Here is a 13,657-nt window from a genome sequence, read left to right as displayed (position 1 = left end):
CTCCCCGGTGTGACTCAAGCGCTCAGCTCATGACATTGCCGCCATCGACATTGTAACACTGCGCCACGATGTATGCTGCATCGGGGCCGGCCAGGAAGGCGGCCATCGCAGCCTGTTCCTCGGCGGCGCCAAATCGCCCGGCCGGGACGGCAGCGGCTACGCGGGCCTTCACCTTTCCAGGTTTCACACCTTCCCGGCTGCCGAGTTTTGCATCGACGACGTCCCACATCGGCGTATCGACGACGCCGGGAGCAATGGCGTTGACGTTGATCCCGTAGCGGATCAGCTCCAGGGCACAGCTCTGCGTGATGCTGATGACGGCAGCCTTGGACGCGCAGTAAGCCACAGCAGGTCCTTCGCCCCGACGCCCGGCCTGGGACGAAAAGTTGATGATGCGCCCACCCTCCCCTCGCTCCACCATGTGCCGGGCAACGGCCTGCGTCATGAAAATCAGGCCTTCGATATTGACCTGAAATACTTTGGCCGTCCGCTCCCGGGATATCTCCAGGATCGACTCGACCTCGTAAATGCCTGCGGCATTGACCAGGATGTCGATCTGACCGGCGGCGGCGATGGCAAAACGTACAGTTTCATCGATGCTGTCCTGGCTGGTCACATCGAGCGCGACACCAAAGGCATGAGCGCCGATCGCCTCCGCCACCCGCGCACATCGTTCACCGTCGAGGTCGGCGACGACAACCTTGGCGCCTTCGGCGGCGAAGCGTTGGCATACCGCTTTGCCGATGCCGCTCGCACCTCCAGTGACCAATGCCACCTTGCCGAGGAGCCGCGCCGTTTCCGTATGGGTCATCGCCCTGCCTCCCCGCTCGCTATCAAACCGGCAAAGGCACCGGGCGCGGCTGCCATAAAGAATAGCTTCATAGCTGCTCCTCCCTTTCGACTGTCTGCTTCGCCTCGCGAAGGAGGATCGACATGTCGGGGATACCGTCGGTGGCCGTCGCACCCGTCAGGCAATACGCAGCCGCAGCATGGGCGACGGCGCAGATTTGCTCGACGGGCCAGTTCTCATGCAGGCCGTAGAGCACGGCGGCGCAGAAGGCGTCTCCTGCGCCGACGGTGCTGACGATATCATCGGCATCGACGGGTTGTGAACGCGTCATGATCGGCGAAGCGCCTGATGCAAACCAGAAGCAGATTTCCGGCGCGTGGATGATTGCGCCCTTGCTAACGCCTGCGGCAAGCAGGCGCTCGCCGGCCTGCAAAAGCCCGGCCTCGATCAAATCTCCCTTCGCATCGCGAACGATGACACCGGTTGCCCGGCCCGCCTCCATCTCGTTGATGATCACAAAATCGCAGAAGGGCAGAGCGACGCCGACCTTGGCGGCAAATTCCGGATCTTCGCTCGAGACGAAATCCACGCAGGTCGTCAATCCCGCGCGGCGCGCGGCTTCGAGCAGGCGCGACGCTCCGGAAAGGCCGTCGGGGCCGATTTCGTCGAGCCCCGGCAACAGCATGAGATAACCGAGATAGAACAGCCGATATCCGCCCTTGGCGAAATTCGCGGGTGAGATGAGCTTATCGGTGACGGCATCGTTGGCGCCGCCATGATAGAAGAAGGTCCGGTTCTGACCGGGCACATTCATGACATGCGTATGCGCTGTCACCCGATCGGCAAGCGCGGTCAGCCCCGCAACATCGACGCCGGCAACCGCGAGCCGGGCCTTGACGATCTCGCCGTCCTGATCAGCGCCGATGCATCCCGCCGCCGCCAGCTTTCCGGGAAAGCCAAGCGAGGCCAGATCGGTGACGACATTGGCAGCCCCGCCGCCGACGCCCAGATCCTGATGCAGGATATGGGCGAGATTGCCCTGTTCGGGCCAATAGGACAGGGTGTGGACGCGATCGACGATGAAATTTCCGGCGCAAACAATCCCGCCGTCTTTCCGGCTGTCGCGATGGTGAACCTCCTCCCCGGTTCGCATCAGCGGCCTCCTTCGTTCCACAAGGGTCTGAGCGGCGGCTCGTCTTCCTCGAGCGCGGCAAAGCGTGCGATCGGGTCCATCAGACGGACGCCCCGTCATAGTCGACCGGCACCACGATGTCCTCGCGGCCGGATTTGAGGGCCGCTGTCAGGACGGCATGATGGGCCTGCGCCTCGGCCGGCGTCGCGCAGCCGAAACCGTTCGCATTGCCGCCGGCAAGCTCATCGACGAAGGCCGCCCACATCTGCTGGATGGCGTCCGCAAAACCGAATTCGAAGATCTTGCCGGTGATGGCGGGAAACAGCGAGGCATAACCGAGGTCTTCGGTGCTCCAAGCCTGGGCACCGCCATTATAATCCATCCACTGCCACTGACGCGGCGACTTGGTGCTGAAGAATGCGCTTTTCTTCATGCCGAGAATACGGATGTACCAGGTGTTGGATTCGCCGGGCGCGATGCGCCAGGTTTTCAGCACCATCGGGAAATCCTGATCCCCGTTGCGCACGCGGCTGCTGATCGTGGCATTGTCCCAGGTGGTGCAGGGCAGCATGCCGCCTTTGCCGTCAGGACGTTCGTTGACCTTCTTGACCAGTTGCGCATGCAGGGTCGTCGGGCGCCAGCCAAGACGCAGCGGCACGTGCAGCACATGCATGCCGAGATCGCCCATGCAGCCATAGTCGCCATTGATATCGGCCATGCGCTTCCAATTGATCGGCTTTTGCCGGTCGATATCCGAAGAGTGCAGAAACCCTGCCTCGACCTCGAGGATATCCCCCATCTCGCCGCTTTTTGCGAGTGCGATGACCTTCTGGGCGCCGGGGAAGAAAGGCATTTCCGACGAGCAGCGGACCAGCAGTTCGGGATGCTCGGAAAGAACCGCTGTGATTTCCCGGTTCTGAGCCGCGTCCATGCCGAAGGGCTTTTCGCCGAGAAGATGTTTTCCGGCCTTCACGACGTCGATATAAAATTGCTGGTGCAGCACATGCGGGACTGCGCAATAGACCGCATCGACGTCGGGATTGGCCAGAAGCGCCTTATAGTCGTCGGCGAACTGGCGAACCGTCGGCACATGATCCCTGAACCAGTCGAGCAGCGTCGCGTTGGTATCGCAGACGGCGACGATTTCCGGCCGCGCCTTCACATCGGTCAGATGCAGCCAGCGCGCCGCGGCACTCGCGAATTCGCGCCCCATCAGACCGCAGCCGATGACGCCGAAGCGGAATATTTTCGTCATGACATGTCCCCTCCCAGAGGCGCGTCAGCCAATATGCAACGAGGCTTGCTCGACGGAAGCCTTGTCATGGACGATCGCCATCAAGGCCCGCGTCATGCCGCCGGGATTGTGATGCTGAATGACATTGCGGCCATAGACGATGCCACGGGCGCCCTGCTCCATCAACTGCTTGGTGCGGATCAGGATTTCCTGATCCGAAACGCGGCCGCCGCCGCGCACCAGCACCGGCAGGCCCTGGGCGATCTCGACCACGCGGTGATATTCCTCGACATTGTCGCAGGGGTCGGCCTTGATGATATCGGCGCCGAGCTCGGCTGCCTGGCGCACCAGCGGCAGGATCTTGTCGATCCCGCCATCGACCATATAGGCGCCCTTGGAATTGTCCTGCATGACGAGCGGCTCGACCATCAGCGGCATGCCGTAGATCTCACATTCGCGCTTCAGGCTGTTCACGTTGCGCACGCAGGCACGATAGACTTCCGGCTGGTCCGGCAGCATCAACAGATTGACGACGACACAGGCGGCATCCAACGCAACGCCCTGCTCCACCGCCCTGTCGATCATTTCGGAGAACAACTGGGACGGCAGCGGATTGCCGTAGATGTTGGCGATATCGGTGCGCAGCACCAGTGCCGGCCGGTGTTTGCCGGGGATCGCCTGCAGAAGGGGGGCGGTGCCCGGCGGAAGCTGAATGGCATCGGGTGCGGCTTGCGCGATCACCTCGATGGCCGTCTTCATGTTCTCGATGCCGGCGAGGAAGGTCCGTTCATTGAACATGCCGTGATCGATGGCAACATCAAAACAGTTTCCGGACACGCCGAAAAGTCGGTTCAATCGCGCGGACTTCATCAAGTTCCTCCCTGATATGGCACCGTTTCCACATCGAAATAGACAGACCAGAATTGCGAGTCAAGAAAATGTGGTAACGTTTCCACATTCGCTCAGGCTACCAGCAGGTGAACCCTGCGTCGACGTTGACGATGGCTCCGGTCATCAGGCTGGCGGCGCCCGACGCCAGGAAAAGGACGGCGCTTGCGACCTCCTCTGGCGTTCCCATCCGCCCCATCGGCGTGTCGGCGAGCCAGATCGGGATCCGCTCGCGATTGGCTTCGACGGCGACCACCATCGGCGTCTCGATATAGGTCGGTGCAACGGCGTTTATCCTGATGCCGTGCTGCGCCCACTCGGCGGCCAGCGAGCGCGTCAGGTGATGGACGGCCGCCTTGGAGACGTTATAGGCTGTCTGAGGCTGAGGTCGGTTGCAGATGTGCCCCGACATCGAACCGAGATTGACGATGGCGCCTCGCTTCATCGGGATCATGTGACGGCCGAAGGCGCGCGAGCACCAGAAGACGCCGTTGAGATTGACGTCCATCATCCGCAGCCAATCGGCGTCGGTAACATCCTCTGCCGAGATGCCGTTCTGGCCGATCCCGGCATTGTTGACCAGGATGGTCGCCGGCCGCCCACCGTCGGCAAGTTCGGCCGCGATCTCGTCCATCCGGCCGGCGTCGGTGACGTCTCCCACCCGGACCTCGACGTCGTAGCCCTTGTCGCGCAGCGCAAGCGCTTGCTGGGCATCGGCCTCGCTGCGTTCGATGACGACGACCGCAGCACCGGCCTCCGCCAGCGCCTCGGTGCAGCACAATCCGATCGCACGCCCTCCGCCGGTGACCACCGCGCGTTCGCCGTCCAGGCGAAATTTCTGCTGGTAGCTCATATCAGGCTCCTTCAAATGTCGAATGCGCTGGGAAGCACCACGATATCGCGGATGGTGACGTTGCGCGGCCGGGTCAGCATGAAGATGATCGCGTCGGCGACTTCCTTGGGCTCTATCAAAGCGCCGGCCTCCTTGGCCTTGCGAAGGTTTTCCTCCGGCCAGTCCGCGAGCAGAGCGCTGATCACCGGCCCTGGAGACACCGATCCCACCCGAATGCCGTTTTTCAGAAGCTGCCGCCGCATCGTCTGGACGAAGCAGGTCATCGCCCATTTCGACGAGGAATAGACCGGTTCCCACGGGATAGCCGAATGTCCGGCAACCGAGCTGGTGACGACAATGTCGCCGGTGCCGCGTTCGATCATGTGAGGAATGACATTGTGAACGTTCTTGATGACGACGTTGACGTTGAGATTGAGCATCCGGTCTATGGTGTCGAGGTCGGTTTCCATCAGGTCGCCGCCGATATAGGTGCCGGCATTGGCATGCATGATGTCGAGTTTGCCCGTCTTCGACAGCACGCCCTCCAGCAGCCCCGCGCACTCGTTCGGATTGAGCAGATTGATCACGAGCGGAATTGCGCGCTCGCCAAGCCGGCTGCAAACCGCCTCAAGGGCCTTCTCATCCCGGTCCACCAGCACGACCGTCGCGCCTGCGGCGAGCATTGCCTCGGTCGAGGCCAATCCTATGCCGGATGCCGCACCCGTGACCGCCGCGATCTTCCCATTCAAGTCATTCATCGATTTCTCCTCCTATCTCGATCCTAATTGCTCATTCTTCCCGACGCCGCAGGCGGCGTGATAGTCCGCGAGACTGTTCGTCACTCTCCAGATCAGAACCTCATCCGGATCGAGCGGCGTATCTGCGAAATCCTGCGCGGCCGGCATATGCTGCCAAAGCAATGGCAGCGGTACGGATTGCCCCCGAAGGGCCTCGCACAGGCGCCGGACGGCACCTTGTGCTTCAGCCGACGCCCAATAATAGCGGATGCGGTCAGACAGCGAATAGTGCCGCAGCCAACGCATCTCGGCCTCGGTCCCGTGGTAGTGGCGGCGCCAATCGCCCGACTGACCAAGCATCAGCGCTTCCATCACCTGATAGAGCGGACGCTGGCCATAATCGGGTAGCAGGTCCGAAGCGATCGCATCCAGCGCATAAAGCGCCTCGCGCAGGACGAAGGTCAGCTCGGGACCGACTTTCAGAATGGGAAACCCGTCCTTCACCAGCGAAGTCAACGATCCGGTGCCCTGATAATCCGTCGAGTGCGCCTCGAAGACGAACTGCGGCTCTTCGGTCAGCACCGATTGCAGCGCCTCGATCTTGCTGCTGTCGTAAAAGATGACGTTGTGATTGCCGAACTCGACGCCCGGCTGAACGACAAGCCCGATCGCCCTGGCAAATGCCTCCTCAAGTCCTGCTTTGGCAAAGACCCGGCGGTGGACGTCGATCGTCTTCAGCGCCGCTGCGGCAGCCGTCGGTTCGATCGTGGTCAAAGCATGATCGGCACCGCCCGGCGGCGGCACTTCCGTGCCGATGACGTAAACCGGCATTGCGCCGCCGGTCTTCCTGGCCGAGGCCTCGGCGACCGCGGCAAGCCGGGCGGCGCGATGGGCGGTGGTTTCGTCGTCGAGCGCCAATGGCTCGCCCTTGCAGCCCATTGAGGCGTCGAGGTGAATCTTGCGGAATCCGGCGTCGACATAGGCGGCAACCATCTTTTCCGCTTCGGCCATGGCCTCTTCCGCCGGGCGGTCGCGCCAGGGATTGGGGCCGAGGTGGTCGCCGCCGAGGACGATGCATTTTTCGGGACACCCCTCCTCGGCCGCGATCTTCATCACCAGCGACGCGAAGTCGTCCGGCGTCATGCCGGTGTAGCCGCCGAGGTGATTGACCTGGTTACAGGTCGCTTCGATCAGCACGCTGCTTTCCTGTTGCCGCCCGTGCCGGAGGGCGGCGCGAAGTACGATCGGATGGGCGGAGCATATGGAGACGACACCTCTGGGGTGGCCGTCGATCCTGAGCCTCGCCAGTTCGTCGAGATGCACCTGCATTATGGGCGCCTTTCCGTTGACGCGATAAACGCATCGAGTTCCCGGCGGCTGCCGGCGCCTTCCATCGGCCCCAGCACCGTCACATTGCGGGCGCCGGCGGCCGAGGCATAGGTCAGAGCCTGCTGCGGCGACATGCCGAGCCGCCGGCAGGTGAGATAGGCGCCGCCGAAGCAGTCGCCGGCGCCCGTCGGGTCGACCTCCTGAACGACGAATGCCGGAGCGTCGATTTGGTCTCCCTGGCTGCTGAAATAGCTCGCGCCGCCGGCGCCACGCTTCAACACGATCTCCTTGACGCCGATCTCGAACAAACGGCGGATCGCTTCAGCCTCGCCTTCGACACCTGCGGCACGCTCGAGTTCCTCTCCGGACGGCAGAAGCAGATCGGCGGCGGCGACGAGCTTGGCAAACCGGCGCTCGGTCTCCTCGTCCAGCTTCAATTCCTTGCGGATGTTCGGGTCGACCGAGAGCGTTCCGCCGCGCGCCTTGACGATGTCGACTGCTCTGTCGATCACCGCGCGGGCACTCGGAACCGACAGAGCGGAGCCCATCACGTGAAGATGCCCGGTCCGATCGATGAGATCGCCGACCAGTTGAGACCAGCCGAAACGCGCCGCTGCCGAGGTGGCGATGTTGTAGACGAAATCTCTGGAGCCATCCTTGCGGTAGCGAACGAAAGCGCTTCCCGTCGGATAGGCCGGATCGACCGAGATCGCCGAGATATCGACGCCGTCGCGTTTGAGGCGATCGGTATTGACCCGGCCGAAATCGTCATCGCCGACGGCGCCCACCATGGCGGCCTGTCCGCCCAGGCGGCCGCACTGCGAGATGAAGATCGCCGGCGCGCCGCTCGCAAACGGACCGACGAGCGGCTGGGCTTCGAGGAACCCGTCTCCAACCGTCGTTGCGACGATCTCGACGAGGATCTCGCCGACGCAAACCGTTGGACCAAGCGCGTCAGGAGCCAGTGTTGAAGCCATGTGCAATCCCGCTTTCGATCCCTGTTGTCTTTAACTCAGCGCCGATTGGACCGGCGCACCGTCCTCGCTGCCGAACTCCTCGTTTTCCAGCGACAGAAAGCGCTGGTGGAGCATGCATGCCGCCCCGAAGGCGGAGCCGAACTCCGCATCACCGTCGACGACGATCTCCGGCATGGGGAAAGCGATGCTCTGGCCTTCCGACATGTGGACCGCGACGCGGGCAGCCACCATCGGGTAGAGGGATGCGACGGAGCCGCCCAGCACGATCCTGTCCGGGTCGAGCAGGCGACAGGCCTGCAGCAAGGCATAGGCGAGATGGCGCGACCAGGTTTCGGCGATATTGACCGCAGCCGGGACACGATCACGAACGTCGCCGAGGAATTCCTGCAGATCCGCATCCTCGCGTCCGACAGCCTCTCGGTACTGGCTGATCAGCACCTCGCGGCCGATCAGTTGCTCGAACTTCTGGCCACCGCTTCCCGGCACCAATGTGTGGCCGATTTCTCCCGCCAGACCGTGGCCGCCACGGAACAGTTTGCCATCGATCATGATGCCGCCGCCGACGCCCGTTTCCATCAGCAGAAACAGGGTCACGCCTGCGGCGCCGTGACGGTAGCTGTCGCCGATCGCAAAGGCGTTGGCATCGTTTTCGACCGCGATCGGGACGGCGGCCGGAAAGGCCGATCGGCCAATCTCCTTCAACGGCACGTCTCGCCAGCCAATGATCGGCGCCAGGGTGACAAATCCATCCGGCCGGATGTGGGCCGGCGTCGATATGCCCAAGCCTTTACATCTTCCGATCATCGCTTTCGTCATCGCGCCGACAATCAGCTCGACGCCCTGCGCGACGGCCTCCTCCACCGTCGAAGACGGTGTGTCGAAGGCCATTTTCCGACATGCCCGAACTTCGGCGGAGAGATCGATCACTGCGGCCGATATATGTTCGACGCCAATTTCGATTCCGACGAAGAATGCAGCATCGGGCACCAGTTCGAGCATAATGCCGGGACGACCGGCCCGGGAATGCTCGAGGCGCTGCTTGCCGCTCTCGTCCGACTCCTGAACGAACCCGCCCTCCGTCAGTGCGGCGACGATCTCTCCCGAGGAGGAGCGATTCATGCCGAGCTTGCGGGCCAGATCGGCCCGGCTGAGGCTTCGGTGGGTGTAGATCGTCTGCAAGGCGGCGACGATATTGTTCTGCCGGATCCTGCGCGGCGAACTTCCGATGGAGACGGTGTCGTTCATATTTCCATTCCCTTCAAGCCGCCCACCCTTACACGACTGGAACAGGCTGTCAGAAGGATAATCAGGGCCGCGCGGTTGTGGCGCGGCGACGCTTGGCCTCGTCATATTTCAGCTCGATGTAGCGCTTGGCGTGCGCCGCAAGCAGATCATTATCCTCCCAGGTATCGCGCCAGATCGCACAGGCGAGCGACAGGCCCTCATCCACGACCGTCGTCGAGAAGCTCTCGAACACGACGTCCCTGGTGTAGCCGATGTCGAGCAGAGCGTCGAAGATCAGATCGAAATTGATGACGCCGTCGCCGAGATAGCCGCGATTGCTTTCGCCGATATGGAAGTAGCCGATCTTGTCGCCGGCCAGACGGATCGCGGCGGCCGGATTGGCTTCTTCGATGTTCATGTGGAAGGTGTCGAGATGGAGACGAATATGCTCCGATCCCGTCTCGGAGATGAATTTGAGCCCCTGCGCCGTTGTATTCAGCAGGTTGGTCTCGAACCGGTTGACCACCTCCAGCACCAGATCGACGTTCGCCTGCCTGGCGACTTCGCCGGTCGCGGCGATCGCCGCGACGCTGTTGTCCCAACCCTTCGTGGTCGGCTGGCGATTGTATTTGGTGTGGGCGGAATAGAGAATCCCGCCGAGCTTGTTGCCGCCGATATCGCGCACCGCACGCACGGCGTCGGCCAGCGTCTGCCTGCCGGCGGAGACCGCAGAAGCGTCCTCGCTCGATACGTCCTTGTCGAGCGGCAGACCCATGGTGACGCCGATTTCCACATCGAGAGACTGCGCTAGCTTTGCCAGCCGATCGAGATTGAATTTCTCGGGGCGCAGATAAGCAAATTCGATGGTGCGATAGCCGTGCTCGGCCGTCTTGTTAAGGGCCATCTCCAGCCCTTCCTGGGTTTGGCCGCCTGTCCATACAAATGAATGGATACCCAATCGACGCATAGGCTTTTCCTCCGCGATATGCCGCTTAATGCGCCCAGTGCTATGCCATTTAGTTTGGTAAAACAACAAATAATTTATGACACACTCTCTTTGCTGCTGCGCAAAAAAATCTTTGCAATGCAACATTTTATACCAATCGACATGGGATCAGGTCCTTCAAATGGAAATTAGTTCCGCAAATATCAATGGGATAGATCCATAATTTGCATGTTTAGACAACAAATGTTGCGCCGTCGGTTTTTTTGGCCTACACAAAGCACCGGCGAATAATCTCGCTGCACTCTGGGAGGATTGACAATGAACTATGCTTTGAAGGCTAGCGCGCTTGCGCTGACGCTCGGCCTCGCTACTGCCGCCTCGCCGGCCTGGGCTGACTTCTGGTCTGACGCCGGGGCTAAATTCAAGGGCGTGACACTGCACGGCGTCACCGAAAGCACGCCGCCATCGAACTACATCAAGAACGTACTCGCGCCCGAATTCGAAAAGAAGACCGGCATCAAGGTCGAGATCGAGACGACGTCCTGGGATCAGATGTATGACAAGGCCATCAAGGACATGGAAGCCAAGACCGGCATCTATGACATGGTCTACATCGAGCAGGACATCATCTATTCCTATCTGGCGAGGGATTTCCTCGTCGACATCACCAAGACGCTGAAAGACCAGCCGGATCTGAAAGCGCCGACTTACGACGATTCGAACTTCACCAGCTTCGCCGACTACTTCAAGGACGCCAACGGCGATCTGTTCGGCACGCCGATGGAAGCCTTCCTGAAGACCTATCTCTATCGCAAGGACCTCTTCGACGATCCGAAGATCAAGGAGGCCTTCAAGAAGGAAACCGGCAAGGACCTGAAGCCGGCGACCACCCACGAGGAATATACCCAGATCGCCGAATTCTTCACGAAATACGGCAAGGACAACGGCATGGAGCTCTGGGGCACGACGGCTCAGGCCCATACGGGCCATCCGGCGTCCTGGTATGAATTCTTCGAGTCCATCGTGCCGACCTTCGGCGTCTACAATTGGGGCATCGACGCCAAGAATAATTATGCGGCGACGGTTGAACACGGCGGCACGATGAACGGCGACAAGGCGAAGGCCGCGTTGAAGTATTGGCTGCACCTGCGCGACATCGCACCGCCGGAATCGACGCAGTCGACCTGGACGGAAACCGCAACGACCTTTGCCGCCGGCCGTGTCGCCCAGGGGCTGATCTATGGTGAGAATGCCGCGTGGATCGCAAGCGATCCGGCGCAGTCGAAGGTTGTGGGAAAAGTCGGGTTCGCTCTGCCGCCGCTCGAGCCGGGCGTGCTGGACGATGCGAAAGCCGGAAAGGGCTACATCGGCTACTACGACGGCGGCGCCTTCGGCGTGCCGGTCACCTCGAAGAACAAGGAAGCATCGCTGCTGTTCCTCGAATTCATCGGCCAGAACGAGGTGCAGCCGGATTGGGCCATCGCCGCACCGCGCATCACCAACAAGGCGACGTTCGACGATCCGAAGGTGAAGGAGATGGATACCAAGCTCGGCGGCTTCTACACGATGCTGAAGGATGAGGGCAAACTCTTCGCCGGCGCTCCTCCCTACCCCTTCCATGCTCAGGTGCGTGAAGCGACCGCGCCGATCTTCTACGACATCCTGACCGGCAAGATCGCCCCCGATGAAGGCCTCGACCAGATGGCGGCCAAGGCCGAAGAAGAACTCACCTCGCTCGGTTATCGCAAATAAGATCTCCTCCCCAACTGCCGGGTCGTTCCGACGACCCGGCATCTTTCGCTCCTGACTGGAGCGGACGTCCACATAACGTTCAATGGGGGTAGGCGATGCATTCGCAGAAGCTCGGGTGGCTATTGCTGTCACCGACCATAGTGATCCTCGGGCTGTTCGGGATCTTTCCGTTCATCTACGTGCTCTGGGTCTCGTTCCACGCATGGAACCCGTTCGCGGCCAATCCGGGCATGGTCTTCAACTGGGCCGACAATTATCGGCGGCTCGTCTTCGACGCCCAATTCCTGGCATCGCTCGGCATAACCCTGGCATTCGTCTTCTTCGCGGTCGTGTCGGAGCTGGTGCTTGGCTATATTCTTGCCCAGGCGCTGCTGAAGGACTTTCCTGGAAAAGCAGTGTTTCGCACCATCCACACCCTGCCGCTGATCATGGCGCCGATCATCGTCGGCTCCGTCTGGAAGCTGATGACCACACCGTCGATCGGCATCATCCCGTATCTTCTGAGGAGCTGGTTCGGCTACGACCTGAATATCGGCCAGAGTGCTGCCGCAGCCTTCACGGTCACGGTAATCATGGACATCTGGCACTGGACGCCGCTCGTCACCCTGTCGTTGATCGCTGCCCTCGTCTCGCTGCCGTCAGACCCGTTCGAACAGGCGCAGATTGACGGCGCCGGCAAGAGCCAGATCTTCTGGCACATAACGCTTCCCTTGATCCGCCCGGCTTTGCTCGCCACGGTGTTCATCCGGTTGATGGACGCGCTGCGCACCGTCGACGAAGTGCTGATGCTGACCGGCGGCGGCCCGGGGTCATCGACGCGCTACATCGGCGTCCATATCTTCAAGGAAGTTTTCCCCAAGACGAATTATGGCTACGGTTCGGCCATCTCCGTCATCGTCCTCTACCTGACAATCGTCGTCTGCTGGCTGCTCTATGTCGGCTTGATTTCCCCCCGCGTGAAGAGAGGCTGAAGCGATGAAGACCCACACCCCTTGGCTTCCGATCGTGCTGTGGACCTTGATCAGCCTGGCGACGCTTTTCCCGATCTACTGGCTCTTCGTCATATCGGTAAAACAGCCCTTCGACCTGTTCTCGACGCCCGATGTCCTTCTCCGGAGCTTCTTCTGGAAGAACTACCAGGACGTACTCACCAATCCGACCTTGCGCGGATACATGCTCAACTCGATGATCATATCGTCGGGCAACGCGCTGCTGGTCACGACACTCGGCTTTTTTGCCTGCTATGCGCTGACGCGCTTCGACCTCGCCGGCAAGGAAAGCATCTTCTTCTGGACGATCACCAACCGCATGGCGCCGCCGGCGGTCTTCCTGCTGCCGATTTTCCTGCTGCTGACGCAGGTTTACAGGATCGGCGACTTTTCGCTCGCCGATTCCCGGCTGGGCATGATCCTGGTCTACTGCTCCTTCAATCTTCCCTTCGCCATCTGGACGTTGCGCCCGACGGTGGAAGGCATTCCGAAGGAGCTGGACGAGGCGGCCTATATGGATGGCGCCAGCCCATGGACTGTCCTCTATGACATCGTCTTTCCCTTGGCGCGGCCCGGACTTGCGGTGACGCTGATCCTCACCTGGGTGTTTGCGTGGAACGAATATCTGCTGGCGGCGACACTCACCAACTTCAACGCGCGGACGCTGACCACCGGCTTGTCGGAATATGTGACGACCACGGGGACGGCCTGGGGCATCATGGCGGCGATCTCGATGCTGACCTTGGTTCCCGCACTCATCGTCTTCTCGGTGGTGCAACGTCACATCGTTGCCGGCCTGACCTTCGGTGCGGTGAAAGGGTGAAACC

The 13,657-nt window shown here is 61.3% G+C and carries 13 protein-coding genes and 1 pseudogene; 3 read left to right on the top strand and 11 right to left on the bottom strand.

Annotation, left to right across the window (positions count from 1 at the left end; translation table 11 throughout):
* Positions 1-22: 22 nt before the first annotated feature.
* From RLEG4DRAFT_RS35850 to RLEG4DRAFT_RS35805, 11 genes and pseudogenes are all read right to left on the bottom strand, one after another.
* Complete coding sequence (locus RLEG4DRAFT_RS35850) at positions 23-811, bottom strand: L-iditol 2-dehydrogenase (protein ID WP_003584189.1); 789 nt, start codon at positions 809-811, stop codon at positions 23-25.
* A 67-nt stretch (positions 812-878) separates the two neighbouring features.
* Positions 879-1,943, bottom strand: coding sequence for a carbohydrate kinase family protein (locus RLEG4DRAFT_RS35845; protein WP_003584188.1), 1,065 nt, complete (start codon positions 1,941-1,943; stop codon positions 879-881).
* Positions 1,943-2,023: pseudogene (locus tag RLEG4DRAFT_RS47345) on the bottom strand (D-lyxose/D-mannose family sugar isomerase); the annotation flags it as partial. The pseudogene RLEG4DRAFT_RS47345 and the gene RLEG4DRAFT_RS35845, both read right to left, overlap by 1 nt.
* Positions 2,023-3,177 (bottom strand): Gfo/Idh/MocA family protein, encoded by a 1,155-nt coding sequence (locus RLEG4DRAFT_RS35840; protein ID WP_003584187.1) that lies wholly within the window; start codon positions 3,175-3,177, stop codon positions 2,023-2,025. The pseudogene RLEG4DRAFT_RS47345 and the gene RLEG4DRAFT_RS35840, both read right to left, overlap by 1 nt.
* 24 nt (positions 3,178-3,201) lie before the next feature.
* Positions 3,202-4,026 carry a class I fructose-bisphosphate aldolase gene (locus RLEG4DRAFT_RS35835; protein WP_003584186.1) on the bottom strand — a complete coding sequence of 275 codons (825 nt, stop codon included), beginning with the start codon at positions 4,024-4,026 and terminating at the stop codon, positions 3,202-3,204.
* A gap of 97 nt (positions 4,027-4,123) precedes the next feature.
* Entirely contained in the window at positions 4,124-4,897 is a 774-nt protein-coding gene (locus RLEG4DRAFT_RS35830; protein WP_003584185.1) for an SDR family NAD(P)-dependent oxidoreductase, read from the bottom strand.
* Between the two features lie 11 nt (positions 4,898-4,908).
* A complete protein-coding gene (locus RLEG4DRAFT_RS35825) occupies positions 4,909-5,634 on the bottom strand; it encodes an SDR family oxidoreductase (protein ID WP_003584184.1) in 726 nt (241 codons plus the stop codon).
* Between the two features lie 12 nt (positions 5,635-5,646).
* On the bottom strand, positions 5,647-6,942 hold the full coding sequence (locus RLEG4DRAFT_RS35820) for a D-tagatose-bisphosphate aldolase, class II, non-catalytic subunit (RefSeq protein WP_003584183.1): 1,296 nt from the start codon (positions 6,940-6,942) through the stop codon (positions 5,647-5,649).
* A complete protein-coding gene (locus tag RLEG4DRAFT_RS35815; RefSeq protein WP_003584182.1) occupies positions 6,942-7,919 on the bottom strand; it encodes a tagatose kinase in 978 nt (325 codons plus the stop codon). Before RLEG4DRAFT_RS35815 ends, RLEG4DRAFT_RS35820 begins: the two co-directional genes overlap by 1 nt.
* Positions 7,920-7,949: 30 nt before the next feature.
* The gene (locus tag RLEG4DRAFT_RS35810) at positions 7,950-9,164 is read right to left on the bottom strand and encodes an ROK family transcriptional regulator (RefSeq protein WP_003584181.1); all 1,215 of its coding nucleotides are present in this window, start codon (positions 9,162-9,164) and stop codon (positions 7,950-7,952) included.
* 61 nt (positions 9,165-9,225) lie between these two features.
* Positions 9,226-10,110 (bottom strand): sugar phosphate isomerase/epimerase family protein, encoded by an 885-nt coding sequence (locus tag RLEG4DRAFT_RS35805; RefSeq protein ID WP_003584180.1) that lies wholly within the window; start codon positions 10,108-10,110, stop codon positions 9,226-9,228.
* Positions 10,111-10,407: 297 nt separating this feature from the next.
* Between RLEG4DRAFT_RS35805 and RLEG4DRAFT_RS35800 the strand changes: the two genes are divergently transcribed.
* The 3 genes from RLEG4DRAFT_RS35800 to RLEG4DRAFT_RS35790 all read left to right on the top strand — a co-directional run bounded on the left by RLEG4DRAFT_RS35800 (position 10,408) and on the right by RLEG4DRAFT_RS35790 (position 13,653).
* On the top strand, positions 10,408-11,841 hold the full coding sequence (locus RLEG4DRAFT_RS35800; protein WP_003584179.1) for an extracellular solute-binding protein: 1,434 nt from the start codon (positions 10,408-10,410) through the stop codon (positions 11,839-11,841).
* A gap of 95 nt (positions 11,842-11,936) precedes the next feature.
* The gene (locus RLEG4DRAFT_RS35795; RefSeq protein WP_003584178.1) at positions 11,937-12,812 is read left to right on the top strand and encodes a carbohydrate ABC transporter permease; all 876 of its coding nucleotides are present in this window, start codon (positions 11,937-11,939) and stop codon (positions 12,810-12,812) included.
* A gap of 4 nt (positions 12,813-12,816) precedes the next feature.
* On the top strand, positions 12,817-13,653 hold the full coding sequence (locus RLEG4DRAFT_RS35790; RefSeq protein WP_003584177.1) for a carbohydrate ABC transporter permease: 837 nt from the start codon (positions 12,817-12,819) through the stop codon (positions 13,651-13,653).
* The last annotated feature ends 4 nt before the right edge of the window (positions 13,654-13,657 follow it).

This window comes from Rhizobium leguminosarum bv. trifolii WSM2297, assembly GCF_000271845.1.
Note: the sequence above shows the minus strand (reverse complement) of the source record. Positions and strands in the feature narration are given on the sequence as shown.